The 26,291-nt window shown below is 65.5% G+C and carries 29 protein-coding genes; 18 read left to right on the plus strand and 11 right to left on the minus strand.

All coding sequences use genetic code 11. The features are described from left to right. A partial coding sequence (locus XM53_RS00245; RefSeq protein WP_057789175.1) for a sulfotransferase family protein occupies positions 1–430 on the minus strand: 430 nt, incomplete at its 3' end. Positions 431–633: 203 nt separating this feature from the next. Between XM53_RS00245 and recA the strand changes: the two genes are divergently transcribed. The 6 genes from recA to XM53_RS00275 all read left to right on the plus strand — a co-directional run bounded on the left by recA (position 634) and on the right by XM53_RS00275 (position 6,281). Next, entirely contained in the window at positions 634–1,713 is a 1,080-nt protein-coding gene (gene recA / locus XM53_RS00250; RefSeq protein WP_057789176.1) for a recombinase RecA, read from the plus strand. A gap of 202 nt (positions 1,714–1,915) precedes the next feature. Continuing rightward, entirely contained in the window at positions 1,916–4,606 is a 2,691-nt protein-coding gene (gene alaS, locus XM53_RS00255) for an alanine--tRNA ligase (protein WP_057789177.1), read from the plus strand. 24 nt (positions 4,607–4,630) lie between these two features. Then, on the plus strand, positions 4,631–4,915 hold the full coding sequence (locus XM53_RS00260; RefSeq protein ID WP_057789178.1) for a DUF1330 domain-containing protein: 285 nt from the start codon (positions 4,631–4,633) through the stop codon (positions 4,913–4,915). A 12-nt stretch (positions 4,916–4,927) separates the two neighbouring features. Further along, entirely contained in the window at positions 4,928–5,215 is a 288-nt protein-coding gene (locus XM53_RS00265) for a DUF1330 domain-containing protein (protein WP_057789179.1), read from the plus strand. Then, complete coding sequence (locus XM53_RS00270; RefSeq protein WP_408006035.1) at positions 5,215–5,706, plus strand: MOSC domain-containing protein; 492 nt, start codon at positions 5,215–5,217, stop codon at positions 5,704–5,706. Before XM53_RS00265 ends, XM53_RS00270 begins: the two co-directional genes overlap by 1 nt. Positions 5,707–5,735: 29 nt before the next feature. After that, a complete protein-coding gene (locus XM53_RS00275; protein WP_057789180.1) occupies positions 5,736–6,281 on the plus strand; it encodes a histidine phosphatase family protein in 546 nt (181 codons plus the stop codon). An 8-nt stretch (positions 6,282–6,289) separates the two neighbouring features. Here XM53_RS00275 and XM53_RS00280 read toward each other — a convergent pair whose 3' ends face one another. The 4 genes from XM53_RS00280 to XM53_RS00295 form a co-directional block, all read right to left on the minus strand. Further along, entirely contained in the window at positions 6,290–7,564 is a 1,275-nt protein-coding gene (locus XM53_RS00280) for a LysM peptidoglycan-binding domain-containing protein (protein ID WP_057789181.1), read from the minus strand. Between the two features lie 97 nt (positions 7,565–7,661). Continuing rightward, positions 7,662–8,015, minus strand: coding sequence for a cupin domain-containing protein (locus XM53_RS00285; RefSeq protein ID WP_057789182.1), 354 nt, complete (start codon positions 8,013–8,015; stop codon positions 7,662–7,664). A gap of 3 nt (positions 8,016–8,018) precedes the next feature. Continuing rightward, positions 8,019–9,839: a translational GTPase TypA gene (gene typA, locus XM53_RS00290; protein WP_057789183.1), complete on the minus strand. Its 1,821-nt coding sequence runs from the start codon at positions 9,837–9,839 to the stop codon at positions 8,019–8,021. Between the two features lie 70 nt (positions 9,840–9,909). After that, complete coding sequence (locus tag XM53_RS00295; RefSeq protein WP_057789184.1) at positions 9,910–10,725, minus strand: GNAT family N-acetyltransferase; 816 nt, start codon at positions 10,723–10,725, stop codon at positions 9,910–9,912. A gap of 133 nt (positions 10,726–10,858) precedes the next feature. On the opposite strand from XM53_RS00295, the gene XM53_RS23500 reads away from it, so the two are divergent. Next, complete coding sequence (locus XM53_RS23500) at positions 10,859–10,996, plus strand: hypothetical protein (RefSeq protein WP_201455359.1); 138 nt, start codon at positions 10,859–10,861, stop codon at positions 10,994–10,996. Between the two features lie 4 nt (positions 10,997–11,000). Here the strand turns inward: XM53_RS23500 and XM53_RS00300 are convergent, their stop codons facing one another. Continuing rightward, entirely contained in the window at positions 11,001–11,306 is a 306-nt protein-coding gene (locus tag XM53_RS00300; RefSeq protein WP_144435399.1) for a hypothetical protein, read from the minus strand. Positions 11,307–11,320: 14 nt separating this feature from the next. Next, the gene (gene ssb / locus XM53_RS00305) at positions 11,321–11,821 is read right to left on the minus strand and encodes a single-stranded DNA-binding protein (RefSeq protein ID WP_057789186.1); all 501 of its coding nucleotides are present in this window, start codon (positions 11,819–11,821) and stop codon (positions 11,321–11,323) included. Positions 11,822–12,058: 237 nt separating this feature from the next. Between ssb and XM53_RS00310 the strand changes: the two genes are divergently transcribed. Further along, complete coding sequence (locus XM53_RS00310) at positions 12,059–12,655, plus strand: lytic transglycosylase domain-containing protein (RefSeq protein WP_057789187.1); 597 nt, start codon at positions 12,059–12,061, stop codon at positions 12,653–12,655. A 15-nt stretch (positions 12,656–12,670) separates the two neighbouring features. On the opposite strand, the gene XM53_RS00315 is transcribed toward XM53_RS00310, so the two are convergent. The 4 genes from XM53_RS00315 to miaA all read right to left on the minus strand — a co-directional run bounded on the left by XM53_RS00315 (position 12,671) and on the right by miaA (position 16,688). Further along, positions 12,671–13,066, minus strand: a complete 396-nt coding sequence (locus XM53_RS00315) for a (R)-mandelonitrile lyase (RefSeq protein ID WP_057789188.1) — start codon at positions 13,064–13,066, stop codon at positions 12,671–12,673. Positions 13,067–13,110: 44 nt separating this feature from the next. Then, positions 13,111–14,772: an ABC transporter substrate-binding protein gene (locus tag XM53_RS00320; protein ID WP_057789189.1), complete on the minus strand. Its 1,662-nt coding sequence runs from the start codon at positions 14,770–14,772 to the stop codon at positions 13,111–13,113. A gap of 116 nt (positions 14,773–14,888) precedes the next feature. Further along, positions 14,889–15,686, minus strand: coding sequence for a helix-turn-helix transcriptional regulator (locus tag XM53_RS00325; RefSeq protein ID WP_057789190.1), 798 nt, complete (start codon positions 15,684–15,686; stop codon positions 14,889–14,891). Between the two features lie 108 nt (positions 15,687–15,794). After that, positions 15,795–16,688 carry a tRNA (adenosine(37)-N6)-dimethylallyltransferase MiaA gene (miaA, locus tag XM53_RS00330; RefSeq protein ID WP_057789191.1) on the minus strand — a complete coding sequence of 298 codons (894 nt, stop codon included), beginning with the start codon at positions 16,686–16,688 and terminating at the stop codon, positions 15,795–15,797. Positions 16,689–16,864: 176 nt separating this feature from the next. Here miaA and pyrH point away from each other — a divergent pair, with 176 nt between their 5' ends. From pyrH to fabZ, 10 genes are all read left to right on the plus strand, one after another. Beyond that, a complete protein-coding gene (gene pyrH, locus XM53_RS00335) occupies positions 16,865–17,596 on the plus strand; it encodes a UMP kinase (protein ID WP_057789192.1) in 732 nt (243 codons plus the stop codon). A gap of 121 nt (positions 17,597–17,717) precedes the next feature. Next, on the plus strand, positions 17,718–18,281 hold the full coding sequence (gene frr / locus XM53_RS00340) for a ribosome recycling factor (protein WP_057789193.1): 564 nt from the start codon (positions 17,718–17,720) through the stop codon (positions 18,279–18,281). A gap of 1 nt (position 18,282) precedes the next feature. Then, positions 18,283–19,023, plus strand: a complete 741-nt coding sequence (locus XM53_RS00345) for an isoprenyl transferase (RefSeq protein WP_201455360.1) — start codon at positions 18,283–18,285, stop codon at positions 19,021–19,023. Continuing rightward, complete coding sequence (locus XM53_RS00350; protein WP_057789194.1) at positions 19,020–19,805, plus strand: phosphatidate cytidylyltransferase; 786 nt, start codon at positions 19,020–19,022, stop codon at positions 19,803–19,805. Before XM53_RS00345 ends, XM53_RS00350 begins: the two co-directional genes overlap by 4 nt. Further along, complete coding sequence (gene dxr / locus XM53_RS00355; protein WP_057789195.1) at positions 19,802–20,974, plus strand: 1-deoxy-D-xylulose-5-phosphate reductoisomerase; 1,173 nt, start codon at positions 19,802–19,804, stop codon at positions 20,972–20,974. Before XM53_RS00350 ends, dxr begins: the two co-directional genes overlap by 4 nt. A gap of 6 nt (positions 20,975–20,980) precedes the next feature. Next, a complete protein-coding gene (gene rseP / locus XM53_RS00360; RefSeq protein ID WP_057789196.1) occupies positions 20,981–22,342 on the plus strand; it encodes an RIP metalloprotease RseP in 1,362 nt (453 codons plus the stop codon). 155 nt (positions 22,343–22,497) lie between these two features. Further along, complete coding sequence (locus XM53_RS23875) at positions 22,498–22,623, plus strand: hypothetical protein (RefSeq protein WP_261391182.1); 126 nt, start codon at positions 22,498–22,500, stop codon at positions 22,621–22,623. A gap of 124 nt (positions 22,624–22,747) precedes the next feature. Beyond that, positions 22,748–25,066, plus strand: a complete 2,319-nt coding sequence (gene bamA / locus XM53_RS00365) for an outer membrane protein assembly factor BamA (protein ID WP_082630708.1) — start codon at positions 22,748–22,750, stop codon at positions 25,064–25,066. Position 25,067: 1 nt separating this feature from the next. After that, positions 25,068–25,715: an OmpH family outer membrane protein gene (locus tag XM53_RS00370; RefSeq protein ID WP_236544387.1), complete on the plus strand. Its 648-nt coding sequence runs from the start codon at positions 25,068–25,070 to the stop codon at positions 25,713–25,715. 106 nt (positions 25,716–25,821) lie between these two features. Next, positions 25,822–26,286, plus strand: a complete 465-nt coding sequence (fabZ, locus tag XM53_RS00375) for a 3-hydroxyacyl-ACP dehydratase FabZ (protein ID WP_057789197.1) — start codon at positions 25,822–25,824, stop codon at positions 26,284–26,286. Positions 26,287–26,291: the final 5 nt, after the last annotated feature.

Raw genomic sequence — 26,291 nt, forward strand, 5'->3', positions numbered from 1 at the left:
GATCCTCGTACCGAAAAAGGTGGGTGACGGCAGTCCCGTTGTTCTGCGGCTCGAGAAACTTGGTCTGCGAGCCGACCTGCGCAAAGGCGGCGCGCTTGCCCTTCATGTACTCGGTCACGAAGTCATCGAAGCTGATGCCGTGGGTCGAGTTGCGGGCCTGTTCCTGGCCCGGACGCTGACGGTAGCGATACCACGACCCCAGCCAGTCGAGCGGCTCGCGCATGACCGCCAGCACGTCGAATCCCTCGCCCATGAATTTCTCGATGGCGGGGCGGAAGAAGCGGTTGTAGCGAAAGACCGGCGCGTGTTTCAGCTCGGGCGGCTGGCGCACGACGATGGCCGCGCGGGGCGCAAGGGCAGCCTCATAGGCCGTTGTGCCTGTCTTCGGCACTGACAGGAATACAAGCTTTTCGTTTGAAAACACCAGCATAGAAGATTTCGCCTGTTTGCCTGCCGTTGGTAACCCCTCTTTAACCCATCGCTGCAAACATCGGAAAGGAACAAATTCATTGAAATGTTCCCCTTTTGTCTCCATAACATGCGGAACAAGAGGTGAACGAAAGCAGCGGCCAGACAGCGGGAAGACAGCGATAGACGCCCCGTCTGGCGTGTGAAATAAGGGAAATGACAGGTATGGCAACGGCAGATCTTTTGAACATGGACAGCAAGAAGAAAGAAGACCGCCAGAAGGCGCTGGACAGCGCGCTGGCGCAGATCGAACGGCAGTTCGGCAAAGGGTCGATCATGAAACTGGGCGCCGATAATCCGGCGCAGGACATCGAATCGACGTCGACCGGCTCGCTGGGTCTGGACATCGCGCTTGGCATCGGCGGGCTGCCCAAGGGCCGGATCGTGGAAATCTACGGCCCCGAAAGCTCGGGCAAGACGACGCTGACGCTGCATTGCGTGGCCGAGGAACAGAAAAAGGGCGGCGTCTGCGCCTTTGTCGACGCCGAGCACGCGCTGGACCCGATCTACGCCAAGAAACTGGGCGTGGACCTGGACGAATTGCTGATTTCGCAGCCCGACACGGGCGAGCAGAGCCTGGAGATCGTGGACACGCTGGTGCGCTCGGGCGCGGTCAGCATGGTGGTGGTCGATTCCGTCGCGGCGCTGACGCCGAAATCGGAGCTGGAAGGCGACATGGGCGACAGCAGCGTGGGCGTCCACGCCCGCCTCATGAGCCAGGCCATGCGCAAGTTGACCGGCTCGATCAGCCGCAGCAAGTGCACGGTGATCTTCATCAACCAGATCCGCATGAAGATCGGCGTGATGTTCGGCAGCCCCGAGACGACGACCGGCGGCAACGCGCTGAAATTCTACAGCTCGGTGCGCCTGGACATCCGCCGGATCGGGTCGATCAAGGACCGCGACGAGGTGGTGGGCAACCAGACCCGCGTGAAAGTGGTCAAGAACAAAGTGGCGCCGCCGTTCAAGCAAGTCGAGTTCGACATCATGTATGGCGAGGGTGTGTCCAAGACAGGCGAGCTTCTGGACCTCGGAGTCGCGGCCGGCGTGGTCGAAAAGTCCGGCAGCTGGTTCAGCTATGGCGACGAGCGCATTGGCCAGGGCCGCGAGAATGCCAAGAACTTCCTGAAGGAAAACAAGAAGATCGCCTACGACATCGAGGACAAGATCCGTGGCGCGCATGGCCTTGATTTCAACATTCCGGGCGGCGCGGACGAGGCCGCCGAGGACGTACTGGACGACTGACGGAACGGAGATGGCCCACTCCGGAAAGGGCCCGCGCCACTGACGGGTGGCGGAGAATATCCGGGAAAGGCCATCCGACGGGATGGCCTTTCTTCGTAGGTCAACGCAACCTCGACCTTTGAAGTGCCCGCCTTCTGTGGACAGACAAAAAGCTTGGCGTTACACGGGTTCGACGCAACTTTCTCCTTCGGACCAGACCTTCATGCCCACGCTCAACGAGATCCGCTCGACCTTCCTTAGTTTCTTTGAACGCAACGGCCACGAGGTGGTGCCGAGCAGCCCGCTCGTGCCGCGCAACGACCCGACGCTGATGTTCACCAATTCGGGCATGGTTCAGTTCAAGAACCTGTTCACCGGAGTCGAGAAACGCGACTATTCCCGCGCCACCACCAGCCAGAAATGCGTGCGCGCGGGCGGCAAGCACAATGATCTCGACAACGTGGGCTACACCGCGCGGCACCACACGTTTTTCGAGATGCTGGGGAATTTCAGTTTCGGCGATTACTTCAAGTCCGAGGCGATCCCCTATGCCTGGGACCTGCTGACCAAGGATTTCGGGATCGACAAGTCCAAGCTGCTGGTCACCGTCTATCACACCGATGACGAGGCGGCGGAGATCTGGAAGAAGCATGCGGGCCTGAGCGATGACCGCATCATTCGGATCGCGACGGATGACAATTTCTGGTCGATGGGGGCCACGGGGCCTTGCGGGCCGTGCACCGAGATCTTCTATGACCACGGGCCCGAGATCTGGGGTGGTCCTCCGGGCAGCGCGGAAGAGGATGGCGACCGGTTCATCGAGATCTGGAACCTGGTTTTCATGCAGAACGAGCGGTTCGAGGATGGCAGCCAGGTGGACCTGGACATGCAGTCGATCGACACCGGCATGGGTCTGGAACGGATCGGCGCGCTGTTGCAGGGCAAGCACGACAATTACGACACCGACCTGATGCGCAGCCTGATCGAGGCGAGCGCGCATGTGACGGATGGGGCGCCGGACGGGCTGGGCAACGTGCATCACCGGGTGATCGCGGACCATTTGCGCTCGACCTCGTTCCTGATTGCCGACGGGGTGATGCCGTCGAACGAGGGGCGTGGTTACGTGCTGCGCCGGATCATGCGGCGGGCGATGCGGCACGCGCACCTTCTGGGCGCGCAGGATCCGGTGATGTACCGGCTGGTGCCGAACCTTGTGGGCCTGATGGGGCAGGCCTTCCCCGAGCTGGGCCGGGCGCAGCCGCTGATCGAAGAGACGCTCGAGCTGGAGGAGAAGCGGTTCAAACAGACGCTGGACCGGGGCCTGCGCCTGTTGGACGACGAGCTGGGCAAGCTGGGCGATGGCGCGGCGTTGCCGGGCGAGGCGGCGTTCAAGCTCTATGACACTTACGGCTTTCCGCTGGACCTGACGCAGGATGCGTTGCGCGAGAAGGGCCGCGCGGTGGATGTGGCCGGGTTCGATGCGGCGATGGCGGAACAGAAGGCCAAGGCCCGCGCGGCGTGGTCCGGCAGCGGCGAGGCAGCGGACGCGACCGTATGGTTTGACCTGGCCGAGACGCATAGCGCGACGGATTTTCTTGGCTACGACACCGAGACAGCCGAGGGCGTCGTGCAGGCGATCGTCGTCGACGGCGATGCCGTGGACAAGCTGGGTGCCAACAAGGCCACCGGCTGGGTCGTGGTGAACCAGACGCCGTTCTATGCCGAAGCCGGTGGGCAGGTGGCGGACCATGGCTACCTGCGCAGCCTGGACGGCGCGCGCGAGCCGGGCGAGGCGCGGTTTGCGGGGCATGTGAGCGACGTGCAGAAGCGGGCCGGGGGCCTGTCGGCGCATTTCGTCACTGTCGAGGCGGGCGAACTGGAAGTGGGCGACCCGGTGAAGCTGGAGGTGGATCACGGCCGCCGGACGGCGATCCGGTCGAACCATTCGGCCACGCACCTTTTGCACGAGGCGTTGCGCAAGGCGTTGGGCGATCACGTGGCGCAGCGCGGGAGCCTCAATGCGCCCGACCGGCTGCGGTTCGATTTCAGCCACGCCAAGGGCATGACGCTGGAGGAAATCAAGCAGGTCGAGGAAGAGGTCAACGCCTTCATCCGCCAGAACGGCAAGGTCGAGACCCGGATCATGACGCCGGACGATGCGCGCGCCATCGGGGCGCAGGCGCTGTTTGGCGAGAAATACGGCGACGAGGTGCGCGTGGTGTCGATGGGGTCCGAGGACGGCTCTGGCAAGGGGCTGGACGGGCAGACCTATTCGATCGAGCTGTGCGGCGGCACCCATGTGCGGCAGACCGGCGATATCGGCCTGTTCGTCATGGTGGGCGAAAGCGCGTCCAGTTCCGGCGTGCGGCGGATCGAGGCGCTGACCGGGCCGGAGGCGTTCAAGTACCTGAGCGCGCAGGATCACCGCATGGCGGCATTGGCCTCGGAACTGAAAGCGCAGCCGGACGATGTGCTGGCCCGTGTGCGCGCGCTGATGGACGAGCGCAAGGCGCTGGCCAACGAGGTGACGCAGCTGAAGCGCGAGCTGGCCATGGGCGGCGGCGGTGCCGCAGGGCCGGAGGCCAAGGACGTGAACGGCGTGAAGTTCGTGGCGCAGGTTCTGTCGGGCGTGTCGGGGCGCGACCTGCCGCCCTTGATGGACGAGATGAAGACGCGGATCGGATCGGGCGCGGTGCTGCTGATCGCCGATGCCGATGGCAAGGCCGCCGTGGCCGCAGGCGTGACGCAGGACTTGACCACGACGCTCTCGGCAGTCGATCTTGTCCGCGCCGCCGTGGCGGAACTCGGCGGCAAGGGCGGCGGGGGCCGTCCGGACATGGCGCAGGGTGGCGCGGCGAGCACCGACAATGCCGAGGCCGCCATTGCGGCGGCTGAACAGGTGTTGCAGGGCTGAGGCCCGTCTTGGAAGGGGAACGACATGGCGGCCTACCTGATTGCGCGGATCAACGTGACCGATCCCGAGGATTACAAGGCCTATGCCAGCCAGACCGTGGCGCTGGCCGAGCAATTCGGCGGGCGGTTCCTGGCCAAGGGCGGGCCCCAGACGCAGGTCGAGGGGATCAGCCCCGAGCGGCACGTGATCATCGAGTTCCCCGACCACCAGGCGGCGCTGGATTGGTACAATTCGGATGCGTATCAGCGCATCCTGCCCATCGCGACCTCGTCGAGCGAGCGCGATATCGTCATCGTGGACGGAGTTTGAGGAGGTAAAGACATGCCCGCATTGTGGATTGCCCATGTGACCGTGACCGACGAGGAGGCCTATGGCCGCTATGCGAAGCTGGCGGGGCCCGCGATCGAGGCGCATGGTGGGCATTTCATCGCTCGCGGCGCGCGGTATGTGCAACTGGAAGGCAACGACCGGGCGCGCAACGTGGTGGCCAAGTTCCCGTCGCTGGAGGCGGCGGAGGAGTGCTATCGCTCGGACGCCTACCAAGAGGCGCTGGACCACGCTCGGAACGCGTCGGAACGTGACCTGGTGATCGTGGAAACCTCGGAATAGTGCAGGGCCAGCTGGCCGAGATCATGGCGCGGCACGCGGGCGAGGGCCGCGTGGCGTGGATCGGGCTGCGGCCGGAGCGATTAGCCGATCTGGTGCCGGTCGAGGCAGCGGATCTGGGCGAGGCGGGGCTTGACGGAGACCATGCACGGGCCGGGAAACGCGCGTTGACGCTGATCCAGGCGGAGCATCTACAGGTGATCGCGGCGCTGGCCGGAATCAGCGAGGTACCGCCCGAGTTGTTGCGGCGCAACGTGGTGGTCTCTGGCATCAACCTGACCGCTTTGCGCAATCATCCCGTTCGGATCGGCAAGGCCGTGATCGAGGTCACCGCGCCTTGTGCGCCCTGTACGCGGATGGAAGCCGCGCTTGGGCACGGTGGGTATAACGCCATGCGCGGGCATGGCGGGTGGTGCGCAAGAGTGCTGACACTCGGGCGGATCGCGGTGGGCGATAGCGTCGCACGGGCTGGAAGCGCAGATCGGGCGATCTAGGCTTTCCTTCGATCTGAACGGAGGTGCCGATGCGACTGATTTCCCTGATCCTGATGCTGATCCTGCCCGGAGCCGTGGCCGCGCAGGACTGGAGCCTGCTGAAAGAGCCGGGCACGGTGGCCCTGATGCGCCACGCGCTGGCGCCCGGCGTGGGCGATCCGTCAAATTTCGACCTGGAAGATTGCAGCACGCAACGGAATCTGGATGACCGGGGGCGTGAACAGGCGAGGCAGATCGGCGCGGCGATGCGTGAGGCGGGCGTTCAATTCGATGCCGTATGGACCAGCCAGTGGTGCCGCTGCACCGAGACGGCGGAACTTCTCGACATGGGCACGCCCGAGGAATTCCCCGCGCTCAATTCGCATTTCGCGGGGCAGGGCGACCCCGAGGGGCAGGCGGCGGAGGTCATGGCGCGGATCAAGGACATGCCCCCCGAGGCGCGGCTGCTCTTGGTGACGCACCAAGTGAACGTTTCGGAGTTGACCGGCACAGGCACGACCTCGGGCGAGATTGTCGTCGCGAGGCGTACCGGCACCGGTCTTGACGTTGTCGGGCGGATCTCGGTCGCGCCCTGAGGGCCGGCTTATACGCCGCAGCGCAGGAACACCGCGCCGTCGTTGCCGGAAATGTCGACTCCGCCAAGGGTCACGTCCCGGTCGTCCGAGATGACGGCCATCTTGCCTTCGCCCCGGTTTTCCATCGGAAAGGCGCGATAGGGTTGATCGAACACCGCCGCCGACCCGTTGTCATTAAGCTTTACCCGTCCGGTGCGCGGCGCGCCGTCGAGGCTGGTTTCAATGGTCAGGCGGCCCTGCTGGCCGGTGATGTCAAAATCGGGTTGGGCGCAATTGCCGGCCATGCGCACCCAAGGGCCTTTGACGCCCTCGGCCGTCAGGCTCGATGTGTCATCGGGCAGGTTGCCCGGGGCGCGGACCTCTTCGTAGCTGTCGACCGCGACGGTGCCGACGCCCTGTTGGCAGAACGACATCTCGGCGCGGGTGCCACGGACCTCGGCATACTCACCGGGGGTGAACTCCATGTCGCCGGTCAGGGACCATACGTCGCCGTCGGGCGTGGTCAGCGTGGCGCATTCGACGCCCTGCCGCACGCGACCTTCGAGCGAGACCTGCTTTCCATCGCCATCGCTGGTGTCTTGCGACACCACGTCGAAGGCGCGGGATTTGAGCGTCACGCCGCGGTCGGTATCCACCACGAAGATCAGATTGTCACCGGGCGAGGCCCAGTCGGGAAGGTCGACAGACGCGGAAACCTCGCCGTCCGCGGCGACCTGCGCCTGGTCCACGGCGCGCCATTCCGAGGCCATGCGGCCGACGCCGATGGTCACGTAATCCTCGGGGCGCAGGTTGCTGGCGTTGACGCGCACCTCGGTGCCGGGCGGGCCAGCCAAGGGCTGCACACGCACCGAGGCCGACGGCTCGGACGCGTCGGGAAGGCTCAGCGCGTCACCCACCGCCATGGCCAACGGGTCAAGATCGGGGTTCTCGTTCAGCAATTCCACAACGGAAATGCCAAGTTCCTGCGCAATGGAGAAGGCGGTGTCGCCGTCGCGAACCTCGTAGGTGTCCCGGTCGGGTGCGGCGGTATTTCTGCCGTCGGTATCCGTATCTGATGCGGCAAGGGTGATTGCTTCGCCCACTGGCAGGTCGCGTGGATCGAGGCCGGGGTTGAGATCCATGATCAGGCTCAACGGCACACGACAGCTTTGCGAGACACGGTAGAGCGTGTCACCGGGTTGCAGGCGGTAGGCATCGCCGCAACGGCTTTGGGCCTCTGCTGCGGGGGCGAGAGCAAGACCGGCCGCGCTGGTCGCTGTGGTGAAAATGAGTGTGCGGAGCATCGGGGCCTCCTTTCGGAAATCGCGTTGGTCCATTTGGTAAAAACGCGAACGAGCGGGACGATGTTCCGATGCCGCGCACGGCGCGGGGTAGACAAGGTCACTCCAAGTCGGTCTGGATCCATTCGGGGCTGAGGTGAATATCCGTCGATACCAGCCGTCCCGGGCCGAGGTTGACGAATTTATGTGGCACCTCTGCCGGGGCCAGCAGGACATCGCCCGCTTCGGCCTCGATCACGTCATCGCCGATGCTGTACCGGGCGCGGCCCTCGCGCAGAATGAACACCTCGTCATACGGATGCGTATGCAGGGGCGGGCCCTTGCCCGTTTCTTCGAACTCCACGAAGAGCACGGTGATATCGGTGCCGAGATCCTTGCCCTCGAAGTGACCCGCCCAGCTGTCGGCGTTCTTGGCCCAGTCGGCGCGGGTCAGTTTGCGAGGGGTGTTGGCCATGCGTTACGCGGTCTTGGCGGCGCGCTTGCGTTCATGCGGGTCGAGGTGGCGCTTGCGCAGGCGCAGGGCGTTGGGCGTGACCTCGACCAGTTCGTCGTCGTCGATATAGGCGATGGCCTCTTCCAGCGACATCTGGACATGCGGGGTCAGGCGCACGGCCTCGTCGGTGCCGGACGCGCGGACGTTGGTCAGCTTCTTGCCCTTGAGCGGGTTCACTTCCAGGTCGTTCTCGCGGCTGTGCTCGCCGATGATCATGCCCTGATAGATCTTTTCCTGCGGGCCGATGAACATGCGGCCGCGGTCCTCGAGGTTCCACAGCGCATAGGCCACGGCCTCGCCCGACTCCATGGAGATCAGCACACCGGCGCGGCGGCCCGGGATCGGGCCCTTGTGCGGCGCCCACGAATGGAAGACGCGGTTCAGAACGCCGGTGCCGCGCGTGTCGGTGAGGAATTCGCCGTGATAGCCGATCAGGCCGCGCGACGGGACCAGAGCGATGATGCGGGTCTTGCCGGCACCGGCGGGTTTCATCTCGGTCATCTCGCCCTTGCGCGGGCCGGTCAGTTTCTCGATCACCGCACCGGAATGGTCGTCGTCGACGTCGATGGTGACCTCTTCGATGGGCTCCAGCTGTTCGCCGTTCTCGCCTTCGCGCATCAGGACGCGGGGGCGGGAAATGCTGAGCTCGAAACCCTCGCGGCGCATGTTCTCGATCAGGACGCCCATCTGCAATTCGCCCCGGCCTGCGACGTCGAACGCCTCGCCGCCGGGCGTGTCGGTGACCTTGATGGCGACGTTGGTTTCGGCCTCTTTCATCAGGCGCTCGCGGATGACGCGGGATTGCACCTTCTTGCCGTCGCGGCCCGCGAGCGGGCTGTCGTTGATCCCGAAGGTGACAGAGATCGTGGGCGGGTCGATGGGCTGGGCCGACAGCGGCTCGTCCACTGCCAGCGCGCAGATCGTGTCGGCCACGGTGGCCTTGGACATGCCCGCAAGGCTGACGATATCGCCCGCTGCGGCTTCGTCGATATCCGTCAAGGTCAGGCCGCGGAAGGCCTGAATCTTGGTCACGCGGAACTGTTCGATCTTTTGCCCCACGCGGCTGAGCGCCTGGACCGTCGCGCCGACCTTGAGCCGGCCCGATTCGACGCGGCCGGTCAGCAGACGGCCCACGAAGGGATCGGCACCGAGGGTCACGGCCAGCATCCGGAAATCGTCATCGGCCTTCTTGACCTGTTTTGGGGCCGGCACGTGGTTGACGATCAGATCGAACAGCGCCGAGAGGTCCTTGCGCGGGCCGTCAAGCTCATGATCGGCCCAGCCGGAACGGCCCGAGGCGTACATGTGCGGGAAATCGAGCTGGTCTTCATCGGCATCCAGCGCGGCGAAAAGGTCGAAGCACTCGTCGAGCGCGCGGTCGGGCTCGGCATCGGGCTTGTCGACCTTGTTGAGCACCACGATGGGACGCAGGCCGAGGGCGAGCGCCTTGGAGGTGACGAACTTGGTCTGGGGCATCGGGCCTTCGGCGGCGTCGACCAGCAGGACCACGCCGTCGACCATGCTGAGGATGCGCTCCACCTCGCCGCCGAAATCGGCGTGGCCGGGGGTGTCGACGATGTTGATGCGGGTTTTCTTCCACTCCACGCTGGTGGCCTTGGCCAGGATGGTAATGCCGCGCTCGCGTTCCAGATCGTTGCTGTCCATCGCGCGTTCGGCCACGGCCTGGCCCACGCGGAAGGCGCCCGACTGCTTCAAGAGCTCGTCCACGAGGGTGGTCTTGCCGTGGTCGACGTGGGCGATGATTGCGATATTGCGCAGGTCCATTGGGATATCCTTGGTGGTTTGGAGGTGGCCCTAAGGGCTTTGCGCGTCAATTGCCAGAGGGAAAACGGCGTTACGCGGCGATGGCGGTGCCGCGGTGCGGCAAAAGCCGCAGGAGCGTGGGGCCAAGCGGGCGGGCCGTGGCCCCGGTGCCCAATTTGAAGCGGGCAAGTCCTGGTGCGGCCTCGGTGTCGATGGACCCGAGGTCGAGCCGGGTGACGCCACGCTGGTGCAGATGCGTGATGGCCTGCCACATCAGCAGGGTATGGGCGTGGCCGCGGCGCGCGGCGGGGGCGGCCCAGCCGATATGGTATGTGGCGACGGTCCCGTGCAGCAGGAAAAGCAGGTAGGCCAGCATCCCGGCGCAGTCATGCGCGGTGAAAAGCCGCGTGGCCTGCCGGTGGGTGGAGGCAAAGGCAAGCGTGAAGCCCGGCGGCAGGGCGCGATAGCCGCGGGCGCGTTGCTGGTGCCGGTCGAGGATCAGCAGGTCGGCGTCGCGGTCGGGATCGAACGGGCGATGATGGGTGCGCAGCGGTCCGGCCTGCGCGGCGTGCAGCCGGTTGCGCCACTTGCCGTGCAGACAGGCAAAGAGGGTCTTGGGGTCTGGGGTGAGGTCTAGTTCCGCCACATGCGCCGGGGTAAACAGGGCGCGGTAGCCGCAGCTTTGGTAAAGACGGGCGGTCTCAGGCGTATCGGGCTGAAGAACGGCAGGCCCGGGCAGGGGCATCATCGCATTCGCCGGGTCCACGCCGGGTGCAAGAACCGGACCGCGCGGCAGCCACGTAAGGCGCAGCGGGCCAACGCGGCGGTGCAGAAGTTGCGCGGTGCCATGCGTGTCGGTGCCGTCTTTCAGCGCGCGCCACGCAACCTCGGCCCCGATGGCCCGCATAGCGGCACCATAGCGCGGGTGCTGGTGCAGCGCGCAAGGTCCGGGCGGGTTGGGGGCGGTGTCGCATGGAAGCCAGGCAAGGGACATGCGCCGATTAAGACGATGATAACCTAAGTCATGGTTAATGCCGCCCATGGCAAAGAAGTCCAATCCCGTGCGCGGCGTGACCGCGCCGAGCGTGCGGCCCACGGCCTATGCCGCGTGGCTGGTGGCGGTGGCGCTGTCGGTGCCGGTTTTCGTGGTGCTGAGCGTGATCGACTGGATCTGGTAACGCGTCAGTCCCAGTTCATGCCGTGGCGACGCACGTACCACAGCATCAGCGGTGTCTCGATCACCAGGGCGATCACGATGGTGAAAACGACCCAGTTGGTGTCGAAAAGCCAGAGCGAAAACCGCGTGCCGGTGCCCCAGAAGAGCCAGCCGTTGATCACCAGCATCACGCCCGTGACGCCCAGATCGTAGAGCGCCATGCGCGACACGTGGCGCGGCCGCAGCGCAGGGTAGAGCATGAAGTAGGCCACCGCCAGGCAGGCGATCACCGTGACCAAAGCCTGTCCCTCGGGTGAAAGAGTGGACAGCATCGGTCAGCCCCCGATCAGAACGGGATCTCGTCGTCGTAATCGCGCGAGGGCGAAGGTTGCGAGCGGCCCTGGTCGGACGGACCCGAAGAGCCGCCGCCGTAATCCTGGTCATAGCCGCCGCCGCTGCCGCCGCCATAGTTGCCACCACCGCCGCCGCCGCTGTCGCGGCCGTCGAGGAAGGTCATCTCGCCCGCATAGGGACGCAGAACCACCTCGGTCGAATAGCGGTCCTGGCCGGACTGGTCCTGCCATTTGCGGGTTTCCAGCTTGCCCTCGATATAGACCTTGGAGCCTTTTTTCAGGTATTGCTCGGCCAGCCGCACCAGCGCCTCGTTGAAGATGGCGACCGTGTGCCATTCGGTGCGTTCGCGCCGTTCGCCGGTGTTGCGGTCCTTCCAGTTCTCGGAGGTGGCGATGCGCAGGTTGCACACCTTTCCGCCGTTCTGGAACGTGCGCACCTCGGGGTCGCGGCCCAGGTTGCCAATGAGAATGACTTTGTTGACGGAACCGGCCATGGCGCCCTCCTGCTGCTGTCTCTTGATTAACGTTCACCTTACATCACCCCGAAGGGATGAAGAAAAGCCTAAAATTCGAGGAAAACCGGGCGAACCGGGGTGCCGGACGGAATGCGCGCCGCGAGTCTGGCATTTTGACACGAGTTCGGTATAGTGCGCCGCAAGACGGTTCAGCCGGGGCCAGGCAAATGGCGTGCAGGCGAACCGCAGTGGGACAGTCAAGGGGCGGTGTTCAGTATGCGGAAGCTCGCGATTGCGGTGACGTGCGTGTCACTGGCCTGGCCGATGGCGGCCACGGCGGATATTCTCTCGACCCAGGGCAAGAAAAGGATCTTCAGCTCTCAGACGCGGGTGCTGGATAGCCGGGCCAAGCAGCAATACAACGCCTCTGTGCGGCTTCAGCCGCAGAAGGTGCACACGCCCAGCAAGTGGGACGAGGCCGCGCCCGCGATCGGCTACAGCGGCAAGTACAAGGGCCAGTACCTGAACGTCGCCAAGGAGTCGGCGCGGCGGCATGGCATCCCGGAAACCCTGTTCCTGCGGCTGGTGCAGCAGGAATCGGGCTGGAACCCGCGGGCCGTGTCGCACAAGGGCGCGATCGGGCTAGCGCAGCTGATGCCGGGCACGGCGAACTATCTGGGGGTCGATCCCAACGATCCGCACCAGAACCTGGACGGCGGGGCGCGGTACCTGGCCGAGCAGTACCGCACGTTCAAGTCCTGGCGGCTGGCGCTGGCGGCATACAACGCGGGACCGAAGGCGGTGCAGAAATACAATGGCATTCCGCCCTACAAGGAAACCCGCAACTACGTGAAGATCATCTACGGGCAGTAGGCGGCGCCGCGCCTCTCAGCCCTCGTAATCTTCGTCCATAACTTTTTCCATCCACGTCACGGCACTGCCGTCGATCTTTTCCTGAATGGCGATATGGCTCATGCCCGTGTCGGGCGCGGCCCCGTGCCAGTGCTTTTCGCCCGCCGCAAACCACACCACGTCGCCTTGCCGGATCTCCTCGACCGGGCCGCCCTCGCGCTGGACAAGGCCCCGCCCGAAGGTGACGATCAAGGTCTGGCCCGCCGGATGGGTGTGCCACGCGGTGCGCGCGCCCGGCTCGAACGTGACATGAAGGCCGACGGCGCGGCCCGGCTCCTCGGCGGTGAACAGCGGATCCAGCCGCACGGCGCCGGTAAAATACTCGGCAGGGCCGGGGGAGGATGGAGTGGCACCAGGGCGGGTGATCTTCATGGGCTGCTCTTTCGCGATATCGTGGCGGTTGGTCTGCGCCGTGCTCAGCCAGTAAAGCCGATCTTGTGCAGGTGAATTTCGTTCGACGGGTGTTTTTCGGCCCCGACCAGCCGGCCGTTGTGATGGTTGTAGAGCGTGCGCCAGTAGGGCTGGATGATCACGCCTTCCTCGCGCAGGATGGATTGCAGGCGTTCCATCGTCTGCCGCCGCGTGTCGACATCGGTGATCGACAGGGCGCGGTCCAGCAGGCGGTCGAATTCCTCGTTGGCAAAGCCGGTCTCGTTCCACACCGCATCCGAGCGATAGGCCAGGTCCAGGATCTGCACACCGAGAGGGCGGTGATTCCACTGGGTGGCCGAGAAGGGATAATCGCGCCAGTTCTGCCAGAAGGTGGCGCCGGGCTGCACCGTGCGGCGCACGTTGAGGCCCGCGTCGCGCAGTTGGGCCGCCACGGCATCGGCGGTGTTGCGCTGCCATTCGTCGTCGACGGTGATCAGCTCGTGCTCGAAGCCAAGCATCCCGATCTCTTCCAGGTCGGCGCGGGCCTGGGCGGCGTCGAACGGTGCGGGTCCCAGATCGGCATGGGCGGGATGGATCGGGCTGACATGATCGTTGGCCGCCACGGTGCCATAGCCGGAATAGCCCAGTTCCAAACAGGTTTCGTTGCGCACGGCCAGCGCCAGCGCCCGGCGCAGGGTGGCGTCGGCATAGGGGCGCGCGCCCTCCAGCTCTGCCTTGGCGTTGCCGCGGATGACGATGGTCGCGGCGCTTTCGGTTTCGGTGCGAGTCCAGCCGACGGTGTCCAGCACCTCGATGAAATTGCCGACGGATTCGTAAAGCAGGTCAATGTTGCCCGCCTCGGCCGCGGCGATCCAGCGCGCGGGATCGGTGCCGAGGTCGATGAACTCCACCCGGTCCACGTAAGGTCCGCCCAGCACGTCCGTGCCCCACCAGGTATGATCTGTGTTGCGCTCCAGCACGCAGCGCTGGCCGACGTTCAGTTCGACCGGGCGGAAAGGGCCGGTACCGATGCCATGCTCGAACGGATCACCGCCGTCGTAGCTGGAATGCATCACCGCCGCGGGATAGTCCGACAGGTTGGCCATCAGCGCGATATCGGGGCTGGCGAGGGTCAGCACCAGCGCGGCGTCGTCGACGACGCGGATCGCGTCCTCGCGGATCTGGCCCGAGGCCGGATCGCAAAGGCTCTTGAGGCGCGAGGCCATGGAATTGCCCTCGACGCTGGCGTCGCACCAGCGTTCGAGGTTGCGCGCCACGTCGCGGGCGGTGAAGGGATCGCCGTTGTTCCAAGTCACGCCAGCGCGCACGTTCAGGCGGTATTCGGTGGCATCCGCATTCACGTCCCAGTTTTCCAACAGCATTCCGCGCACGGTGCCGTCGCGGCCGTATTCCACCAAGTACTCCAGGAAACCACGGGTCTGATTGCCCATCTCGCTCCAGTCATATGTGCGCGGGTCGCGCAGCGCCTTGACGTTCTGCTGAATGCGCAGCGTGCCGCCGGGGACGATGTCGGCCTGCGCCTGCGCCGGGCCGGGCAGGCCGGCCAGCGACAGGGCCAGCGGTGCGGTGACGCCCAGGCCACAGGCGCGGGTCAGGAACTCGCGCCGGTCCATCGCGCCGCGCCTGAATGCGCGGTTCAGCGCGGGCAGGGCGGGATGCGGCGGGACGTCGGGGCGAGAGGACATGGGCGCGGGCCTTGAAACGAGCGGTGTGAATAGAAATGAGGCGGCAGGTCTCACTTTCCATACCGGCCGCGTGGAAATCAACCGGGTGGCGCTGAAATACGTGTGAGCGGCGCGTCTCAGGCGGCCTTTCGCGGCGCGGCGCGGCGCAGGTCCGAGGGTGACTTGCCGGTATGGCGAAGAATGAAGCGCGAGAAATAGGCCGCACTGCTGAAGCCCAACTCGGCGGCAACCTGGTTGGCCGGTATATGGGAGGTTTCCAGCATGTCGCGGGCGGCGTGCAGAACCCGGCCCGTCAGCATGGCCGAGGCGGTCAGACCCGAGGTGGACTTGCACACCCGGCTAAGATGGGTGGGCGTGACGCCGAGGTGCCGGGCGAAATCCTGCATCGAGGCGCCGGTGCGGTAGTCGCGCTCGATCAGCGCGGCATAGGCCTGAACCAACCGGTGCGCCGCGGTCGGATCGGCGGCCTCGTCATGTGTGGTCAGCATGGCACGGCGCAGCCAGACCGTCAGAAGCTGGGCATGGGCGGTCATCGCCTCGTCCATGAAATCGCGCGCCTCGTTCTGTTCGCGCTGCATGGTTTCCAAGAGGGTGGTCAGATCGGCCTGCGCACGCGGATCGCGGACGCGCAGCAGGACGGGTTCGTCGGGCATCAGGATGCCGGTGCGGGGCGGGATGCGGCAGGCCAGGCCAAAGCTTTGCGCGCCGGGATCGAGCGCGAAAAGCGCGCCCGCGGGCAGCACCAGGGCAGTATGCACCGCCAGCCCGCGCCGCCGCCCGCCCACCAGGCAGCGGCCCTGACCGCGCGTGATCCACAGAAACACATGATGCGGGTCGCTGTGCGGCAGGCTGGCCCGCCATGCGCCCGGCCCGATCCATTGCGCGAGCGTCTGGAGTTGCGGATGGGATGTCACTGTCCGGGGCCTCGATTGTCGTGATTCTGCACGGATCGCGCAGGGATTGCATCGAATTGAGGTCAGGAATGTCCGATTCTGTACAGGGCTGACAAGGTCAAATCCCGGTCAGAGCGTGGCGGCGGCGAGGGTTTGCCAGTTTTTCATGCGGGCGCGGAACCAGCTGCGCTGACGCTTGGCATATTGCCGCGTGGCGATGATGGCGGCGGCGCGGGCCGCGTCTAGCGTGATTTCGCCATTGAGATGGGCAATAAGTTCGGGGGCGCCAATGGCCTTGGAAGATTGATGCGCAGGCGACCAGGTTGCGAGGTTGTCGCGCGCCTCGTCCAGCGCGCCCGCGTCGAGCATCGCATCGAAGCGGCGCTCGATTCGCGGGGTCAGCCAGTCCTTGGGCGCGTCGATCAGAATGCGCGTCGCGCCATCGGGTGGCAAAAGCGGGGCAGGGGTGGCGTCCTGCCACTGGGCCAGGGGTTTGCCGGTGGCGCACTGCACTTCCCAGGCGCGTTGCACGCGCATCGGGTTGGCGGTGTCGATGCGCGACCGTGTCTCGGGGTCGAGATCGTCGAGCAAGTTTTTCAGGCCTTGGCGTGCCAGCCGCGCGTCGGCCTCGGCGCGGATCTCGGGCGGGGTGGCGGGGATCTCGGCCAACCCTTCGGTCAGCGCCGAAAAGTAAAGCCCGGTGCCGCCGACGATGATCGGACGGGGGCCGTCGCGCAGCAATGGTGCCAGATCGCGCAGCCAGTGGCCCACGGAATAGGCCGCGTCGCCCGGCACGTGACCATAAAGCGCGTGGGGCGCGCGGGCCTCTTCCTCGGGCGAGGGGCGCGCGGTCAGCACGCGCCAGTTGGCAAAGACCTGCAGCGCGTCGACATTGATGATCCGCCCGCCATCGCGTTCTGCCAGCGCCATGGCCAGCGCCGACTTGCCCGAGGCGGTCGGCCCCGCGATCAGTACGGGCCGGTCAGGGGGAATGCCGGGCGGGATATCGGGCAGGGCTGTCATCGCCCCGGTTTAGGACGTTTCCGCGCCGGTTTTAAGCGTCTTCGGCGGAAATCGCGCGTGTCCACTCCGCCCGGTCCGGTTTGGCGATTGAACCCCGGGACGTTTTCCCTCATTTTGCGCGCCAAGAGACGACCCGCACCGGGACCGTTCCAAGACCGCGCCAAAGGAGCCGCCCCATGCCCGACACAGCCGCCCCCGAAACCACGTTCAAGCGGGTCTTGCTGAAGATCTCCGGCGAGGCGCTGATGGGCGACGCGAGCTATGGTCTGAACCCGCCCACGGTCGAGCGCATCGCGCGCGAGGTGAAATCGGTCCACGACATGGGGGTCGAGATCTGTATGGTGATCGGCGGCGGCAACATCTTTCGCGGGCTGCAAGGCAGCGCGCAGGGGATGGAGCGGACGACCGCCGATTACATGGGGATGCTGGCCACGGTGATGAACGCGCTGGCGATGCAGAGCGCGCTGGAAAAGCTGGGCGTCTTCTGCCGGGTGATCACGGCCATCCGCATGGACGAGGTCGCGGAGCCCTATATTCGCCGCCGCGCGGTGCGGCACCTCGAGAAAAAGCGGGTGTGCATTTTCGCCGCCGGCACCGGCAACCCCTATTTCACCACCGACACGGCCGCCACGCTGCGCGCCAACGAGATGGCCTGCGAGGCGATTTTCAAGGGCACCAAGGTGGATGGGGTCTATGACAAGGACCCGATGAAACACGACGATGCCAAGCGGTTCGACGAGGTGAGCTATGACGAGGTGCTGGCCAAGCATCTGGGCGTGATGGACGCCAGCGCCATCGCCCTGGCGCGCGACAACAGCCTGCCGATCATCGTCTTCAGCCTGGACGAGCCGGGCGGCTTCCGCTCGATCCTCGACGGGACGGGCACCTACACACGGGTCGGCGGCTAGGGTCGGCTGCACGCAAACTGCACGGAACATGGAGGTTTCCTGCCGGACAGGGGCCTATACATTGGGCGCGACTTGCCGGTATAGAGTCCCAACCACCGTCCGGCAGAACAAGGGATGTAATATGAGCGACGACTTCGAACTGGACACCAAGGACCTGGAGCGGCGCATGGACGGCGCGATGACCAGCCTGCGCACGGAATTCGCCTCCTTGCGGACGGGCCGCGCCTCGGCCTCGATGCTGGAGCCGGTGATGGTGGACGCCTATGGCGCGATGACGCCGATCAACCAGGTGGGCACCGTCAACGTGCCCGAGCCGCGCATGGTGACGATCAATGTCTGGGACAAGGGCCTTGTGAACAAGGTGGAAAAGGCCATCCGTGAAAGCGGGCTGGGCATCAACCCGCAGATGAACGGCACGATCATCATGCTGCCCATCCCCGAGTTGAACGAGGAGCGCCGCAAGGAGCTGACGAAAGTGGCCGCGCAATATGCCGAGAACGCCCGCGTCGCCATCCGCAACGTGCGCCGCGACGGCATGGACCAGATCAAGAAGGCCAAGGCCGACGGCATGTCCGAGGATGACCAGAAATTCTGGGAAACCGAGGTGCAGGAGATGACCAACCTGCACATCAAGTCCGTGGACGACGCGCTGGAGGCCAAGCAGGCCGAAATCATGCAGGTCTGAAATGGCAGAGGCGCGCGACATGCAGGAGCAATCCGCCGGGCGTGGCCCGCGCCATGTGGCGATCATCATGGACGGCAACGGCCGCTGGGCGCAAAAGCGCGGGCGGCCGCGTCTTTTCGGGCACCATGCGGGCGCGCGCCGGGTCAAGGAGATAGTCACCGCCTGTCCCGATTTCGGGGTGGAGTACGTTACGATCTTCGCCTTTTCGACCGAGAACTGGAAACGCACCCAGACCGAGGTCGCCGGGCTGATGAGCCTCTTTCGCCGCTACATCATTAAGGAAATGCAGGAATTCGTGCGCGAGAACGTGCGCGTGCGCTTCATCGGCGACCGGCCACGGCTGGACGCCAAGTTGCGCCAGCTGATGGACGATGCCGAAGCGATGACCCAGGCCTGCACCGGCACGAACCTGACCATCGCGCTGAACTATGGCGGGCGCGACGAGGTCAGCCGTGCCACCCAACGTCTGGCCCATGACGTGGCCGAGGGCCGGCTGCGCCCCGAAGACGTGAACGAGGAAACCCTGCCCAAGTATCTCGACACCTGCGTGCTGCCCGATCCCGATCTGGTGATCCGAACCTCGGGCGAGGCGCGGATCTCGAACTTTCTGCTGTGGCAGTCGGCCTATGCGGAATACGAGTTCATCGACACGCTTTGGCCCGATTTCACGCCCGAGATCTTTGGCGAGTTGTTGCGCGGTTATGGCGCGCGCGACCGGCGCTTCGGGGCCGTGACCGCATGAGCGCAGGCGGCGCGAAGTGGTCCGACCTGCGCCGGCGGGCGCTGTCTGGCGTGCTGCTGCTGGTGCTGGGGGCCTTTGGCGTCTACCAGGGCGGGCTGTTCTTTGTCGTGCTGATCTGCATCATATGCGGCGTCATGGTGTGGGAGACCGCGCGCATGTTCGAAACCCGCCAGGCCGTGGGCCTGGGCATTGCCGCCACGGTGGTGATGGTCGCGCTGAACTTTTTGCCCGGCACCTTCGCGCTGCCTTTGATGCTGGGGCTGGCGCTGGTGGCGGCCAGCCAGACCGAGCATGACGGGCCGCTGTCCTTCGTTGTCGTCGCCTGGGTGCTTCTGGCCTGCTTTGCGCTGCTCTGGCTGCGCGCGGGCCATGAAACGCTGTGGATCCTGTGGCTGATCCTGGTCGTCATCGCCTCGGACGTGGCGGGGTATTTCGCCGGGCGGATGCTGGGCGGGCCGAAATTCTGGCCCCGCATCAGCCCCAAGAAAACCTGGTCGGGCACCATCGCGGGCTGGCTTCTGGCCGGGATCGTGGGGCTGTTCTTTCTGCAACCCCTGGGCATGGGCCTGGAACTGGTGCCGATGTCGATGGTCGTGGGCTTTGCCGGGCAGATGGGGGACATCGCCGAAAGTGCTGTGAAGCGCCGCAAGGGAATCAAGGACAGCTCCAGCCTCATCCCCGGTCATGGCGGCGTCTTCGACCGGTTCGACGCCATGCTGGGCAGCAGCGCCGCGGCGCTGCTGTTCTGGGCCGTGGGCCTGATGCCGGGCGCGGGCGCGTGAAGCGTGTGAGCATCCTGGGCGCTACCGGCTCGATCGGGCAAAACACGCTGGACCTGGTGCGGCGCGACCGCAGCGCGTTCCAGGTCGTCGCCCTGACCGGCGGGCGCAACATCGCGAAACTGGCGCAGGATGCCATCGCGTGCGACGCCGAGATTGCCGTCACCGCGCATGACAGCCTGCTGGAGGATCTGCGCGCGGCCTTGCGCGGCACGGGGATCGAGGCCGCCGCGGGCGCGACCGCGCTGACCGAAGCGGGCGCGCGGCCCGCAGACTGGGTGATGTCGGCCATCGTGGGCTTTGCCGGGCTGGCGCCGGGGCTGGCGGCGCTGCGCACGGGCGCGACGCTGGCGCTGGCCAACAAGGAATCGCTGGTCGCCGCCGGGCAGCTTCTGATGGGCACCGCCCGGCGGGCGGGCGCGCGCATCCTGCCCGTGGACAGCGAGCATTCCGGGATCTTCCAGGCGCTGGTGGGCGAAGACGCCGCCGCCGTGCAGCGCATCATCATCACCGCCAGCGGCGGCGCGTTCCGCGACTGGCCGATGGATCAGTTAATCCACGCTACCCCCGCCGAGGCCGCGACCCACCCCAACTGGGACATGGGCCAGCGGATCACCATCGACAGCGCCTCGATGTTCAACAAGGCGATGGAGATGATCGAGACGCGCGAGTTTTTCGGCGTACGGCCCGACCAGATCGAGGTGCTGATCCATCCCGAATCCCTGGTGCACGCCATGATCCATTACGTCGACGGCGCGATGATGGCGCATATGGGCCCGCACGACATGCGCCACGCCATCGGCTATGCGCTGAACTGGCCCGAACGGCGCGACCTGCCGGTCGCCCCGCTGGACCTTGCCCGGGTGGGACAGCTGACCTTCGAGGCACCGGACCCGGACCGTTTTCCCGCCCTGCGGCTGGCGCGCGACGTGATGGAGGCGCGGGGCCTGATGGGCGCGGTGTTCAACGGCGCCAAGGAGCGGGCACTGGACCATTTCATCGCCGGCAAGATCGGATTCATGCAGATGAACACCATCGTCGAAGAGGTGTTGGCCCGCCTGGAGGGGCATGACAAGATCGCCCAAAGGCCGATGACCCTTGATACAACAGCCCGCGCGGACCATCTGGCAAGGATGTACGTCGACAGCGTGGCAAAAGAGCAGAACGGATAACAGACCTTGGACGGATTAAACTTTCTCCCGCAATTCGGCGGCCTTGCACTGACGCTTCTGGCCTTTTTCGCCGCGCTTTCGGTGATCGTGGCGATCCACGAATACGGCCATTACATCGTCGGGCGCTGGTGCGGGATCAAGGCGGACGTGTTCTCGCTGGGGTTCGGGCCGGTCCTGTTCAGCCGGGTGGACAAACATGGCACGCGCTGGCAATTGGCGGCCCTTCCGTTCGGCGGCTACGTCAAGTTCATGGGCGATGCCAACGCCGCCAGCGGCACCAGCGACGGCACGGTCGAGGAAATGCCGCCCGAGATGAAGCGCAAGACCATGCTGGGCGCGCCGCTATGGGCGCGGACGCTGACCGTGGCGGCGGGGCCGGTCTTCAATTTCATCCTGTCGATCCTTGTCTTCGGCGCGATCATCATGAGCCAGGGCAAGGTCACCGAGCCCTATGTGATCGACAACCTGCGCCCGCTGCCGTTCGACGGTGTCACCCTGCAGGAGGGCGACGAGCTGCTGGCGATCGAAGGGCAGGACATTCCAACGCTGATCAACATGGACGAGGAAGACCAAGAGGTCTTCCAGGCCTTCATCGACGCGCTGCCGCGGGAACCGCTGCTGGATTACGAAGTGCGCCGCGACGGCGAGGTTGTCACCGCGACCGGACCGCACCCGCAGCCGCCGCTGGTGACCCAGCTGTCGCCCCGCTCGGCGGCGTTCGAATCGGGCCTGAAACAGGAAGACGTGATCGTCGGGCTGGACGGCGAGAGGATCTATGCGTTCGACCAGCTCAAGGACGTGGTCGAAGGCTCAGACGGCGCCACCGTGGCGCTGGACGTGTGGCGCGATGGCGACCTGATGGAATTCGACCTGACGCCGCGCCGGGTGGACGAACCTCAGGAAGATGGCGGGTTCGAGACCAACTGGCGGATCGGCATCGTGGGCGGTCTGCCCTATGAATTGCAGACCGGGCCGCGCAGCGTTGGCGAATCCCTGTCGGGGGCTGTCAGCCAGACCTGGGCGGTCATCTCGGGCTCGATCTCGGGGCTGTACCACATGGTCACGGGGGCCATCAGCAGCTGCAACATGTCGGGGCCCATAGGCATCGCCGAGGTGTCGGGGGCAATGGCCAGCCAGGGGGTGGACAGCTTCATCTGGTTCATTGCCGTGCTGTCGACCGCCGTGGGCCTGCTAAACTTGTTTCCGATCCCGGTTCTGGATGGCGGACACCTGGTGTTCTATGCCTACGAGGCCGTGGCGGGCCGCCCGCCCAGCGACCGCGCGCTGCGGATCATGATGACCGTGGGCCTGACGCTGGTATTGGGGGTAATGCTGTTCGCCTTGTTCAACGACATTTTCTGTCCCTGAACACGGCGCGAGGCAGGATCGGGCAGGGCAGGGGCAGGGCGGGCGATGGCCCGCCGCCATGAAATTGCCACACTTCCCGCCCGACTATCGTCATAATGAAATCGGAATACTTCGGGTAACGTCTGACTGCTTACGAATCGAAAGCCCGGAATCACATGCAACACGTTCTGAACGGATATCGCGGGATGACCCTGTTGGTGAACCTCAACTGGGACCGCATCCTGTATCTTGCGACCATCGCGGTCGCCCTTTGGGCAGGCGCCTTCGTCGGCTCGCTCTGAGGTCTGACGATCCGGGTGCGGCCCTTGGGTCGCATTTGCCCAAGAATATCCCACACTCGTTTTGACAACCCCCAACGGAGACGGTAGTGCTTTTGGCTATTGGGATGGCTGATTGGGTTTGCTGATGAAACTGTCGATCGGGTTGGGGACGAAGCGCTTCTCTGGGCTCTTTTCAACGCACCGTTTTCTTTCGCTGCTTTTCGCGGTCGGCCTGCTGGCCACCGCCATGTCCGCCGCCAGCGAGGCGCAGGCACAAAGCTATCGTTTCACCAACGTGTCCATCGAGGGCAACCAGCGGATCGAGGGGGCCACGATTCTCAGCCAGGCGGGCATCGCCCGCGGCGAGACGGTCAGCGCCGGTCAGCTGAACGACGCCGCGCAGCGCATTCGCGCCAGCGGCCTGTTCGAAGACGTCCAGGTGGTGCCGCAAGGCAACACGCTGGTGATCCGGGTCATCGAGTATCCGACGATCAACCGCGTCGTGTTCGAGGGCAACCGCCGCCTGAAGGACCCCGATCTTCAGGGCTTTATCGAAAGCGCCCCGCGCCAGGTGTTCAGCCCCACCCGCGTGGACCGCGACGTGGCGACCCTGACCGAGGCCTATGAACAGAATGGCCGCGTGTCGGCCCGCATTCAGCCCAAGGTGATCCGCCGCAGCGACAACCGCATCGACCTTGTCTTCGAGATTTTCGAAGGCGGGGCGATCGAGGTGAACCGCGTCAGCTTTGTCGGCAACCGCGCCTATTCGGACCGCCGCCTGCGCCGCGTCGTCGACAGCAAGCAGGCCGGTATCCTGCGCGCCATCGTCTCGCGCGACACGTTCAATGCCGAGCGGCTGGAATTCGACAAGCAGGTGCTGCGCGATTTCTACCTGTCGCGGGGCTATGTCGATTTCCGCGTGACCGGCACCAATGCCGAGCTGGCGCAGGAACGTGACGGCTATTTCGTGACCTTCAATGTGCAGGAAGGGCAGCAATTCCGCTTTGGCCGGATCACCACCACCAGCGAGATCCCCGAGGCCAATGCCGCCGAGTACCAGGACGTGCTGCGGATCCGGTCGGGCGTGGTCTATTCGCCGACGCTGGTCGAGAACTCGATCGCGCGGATGGAACGCCTGGCGATCCGCCAGGGCGTCGATTTCCTGCGGGTCGAGCCAGTGATCACCCGCAACGAGCGCGACCTGACGCTGGACGTGGAATTCATGCTGGTGCGCGGGCCGCGCGTGTTCGTGGAACGCATCGACATCGAGGGCAACACCACCACGCTGGACCGCGTCATCCGCCGCCAGTTCACCCCGGTCGAGGGCGACCCGTTCAACCCGCGCCAGATCCGCGAAGCCGCCGAGCGCATTCGCGCCCTGCGCTATTTCGAGGATGTGGACGTGAATGCCCGCGAGGGGTCGGACCCCAATCAGGTCGTGGTCGACGTGGATGTCGAGGAAACCACCACCGGTACACTGTCTTTCGGGGGCAGCTACAGCTCGGACGGCGGTTTCGGCCTGACGCTGGGCTTTTCCGAGCGCAATTTCCTCGGCCGCGGCCAGCGCGTGACCGCTCAGATCTCGGCCTCTGCGGACACGGCGAACTACAACCTGGCCTTTGCCGAACCGGCCTTCCTGGGCCGGGATGTGGAATTCGCGATCCAGACCTCGCTCTTGGAAACCGACAGCAACAACAGCCTTTATGATACCATCCAAGGTGTGTTTCAGCCCAGCCTGACGTTCCCGGTGGCCGAAAACAGCCGTCTGTCGCTGTATTACCGCGCCGGATATTCGGAGATGGACGACTATGTTGGTGCGTCGCCGACACTGGCGGCAGAAGCGACCCAGGGCGGCCTTTTCAGCAGCGGTATCGGCGCGCGAATCGTGTTCGACACGCGCCGCACGGGCCTAAACCCGAATGCCGGCGTGTTGCTCGATGCGGGGCTGGAATACAACGGCCTCGGCGGCGATCAGGAATACATGAAGTATTCCATGCGCCTGGCCGGCCAAACGCTGGTCTTCAACGAAGAGGTCACCCTGCGGGCCTCGCTCGAGGCGGGCGCACTGGACTTCATGGGCGGTGACCGCTCGCGCGCCGTGGACCGCTATACCGGGCAGGTGATGCGCGGCTTCGACTCCAACGGCATGGGCCCGATCCAGAACAACGAGATCCTGGGCGGCAACCTCTTTGCCGTGGCCAAGTTCGACGTGGAATTCCCCCTGGGCACGCCCGAGGAATTCGGCCTGTCGGGTGGTGCTTTCTACGATGTCGGCGCGATCTGGAACGTCGACACGATCGGCGCGGCGCAATCCACCGGGTTCAAACCGCGCCACGTGGTCGGCCTGTCGCTGTTCTGGGAATCGCCCTTTGGCCCGCTGCGGCTCAACTTCTCGAAGGCGCTCAAGAAGGAACCGGGCGACATCGAGCGCGAGTTCGACGTGACAGTCCGCACGGAATTTTGAGGTGACGCCGCTGCGGGCCCTTCTGACAGGGGCGGCCCTGCTGACAGCGCCACTGATCGCTGTCGGCGGCGCGGCGCCCGTGCAGGCACAAAGCGTCGGCGTGGTGCAAAGCGACATCCTGGTGGTTGACCCCGAGCGGCTCTACGAGGAAACGCGGCTGGGCCAGGCGATCACCGCGCAGCTTCAGCAAGAGCGCGAGGACCTGATCGCGCTCAACCGCAAGCTGGAGGCCGAACTGGAAGCCGAGGAGCTGGCCCTGACCGAACAGCGCGACACGACTTCGCCCGAAGAGTTCCGCGACCTGGCCGACGCCTTTGACGAGCGGGTGCAGCGCATCCGCGCCGACAGCCAGCGCCGGGTGCGCGAGCACGAGCGCAACCGCGAACGCGCGCCGCTGGATTTCATGCGCCAGGTCGAGCCGGTGCTGGTCGAGCTGATGCGCGAGGCCGGGGCGGCGGTGGTGATGGACCGCCGCACGGTGCTGCTTCAGGCCGATGTGGTCGACATCACCAGCGCCGCGGTGCAACGGATCGACGCCACGCTGGGCCCCGCCGCGCCCGACGAGGGCAACGCTGACGGGACCGAGGCAACACCCGAGACCGCGGATCCGGCGCCCGATCCCGAGCCCGAAACCTCCCCCGCCGAATAGCCGCCCGGCACCGCCGCCGCGCTTGCCCCGCTGAGCCCAACTTGCTAAGCGGAGACACCGGGGACAGGCCCTGTCCGCGGCCAAAGGCAGAAGGAAGACGAAGCCCATGACAACGTCCCTCGACAGCGCCGATATCGGCCGCATCCAACGGCTGATCCCGCACCGCTATCCGTTCCTGCTGGTGGACAAGGTCGTGGACATGGACGGCATCGCCTCGGCCCGCGGCATCAAGAACGTGACCATGAACGAGCCGCATTTCCAGGGGCACTTCCCGGCCAAGCCGATCATGCCCGGAGTCACCATCGTCGAGGCGATGGCACAGACCGCCGCCGTCATGGTGGGCGCCGCGCTGGAGATGGAGGACAAGCACCTGCTGGTCTATTTCATGTCCATCGAGGGCTGCAAATTCCGCCGCATGGTGGTGCCCGGCGACGTGCTGGAGCTGAAGGTGTCAACCACGCGCGGCAAGCCCGGCGGCAAGGTCTGGCGCTTTCACGGCGAGGCCTCGGTCGGGGACGAACTGGCCTGCGAGGCCGACTTCACCGCGATGATGGACCTGCCCAAGGAGTAACCCCC

This window comes from Roseovarius atlanticus, assembly GCF_001441615.1.
Classification (GTDB): Bacteria; Pseudomonadota; Alphaproteobacteria; order Rhodobacterales; family Rhodobacteraceae; genus Roseovarius; species Roseovarius atlanticus.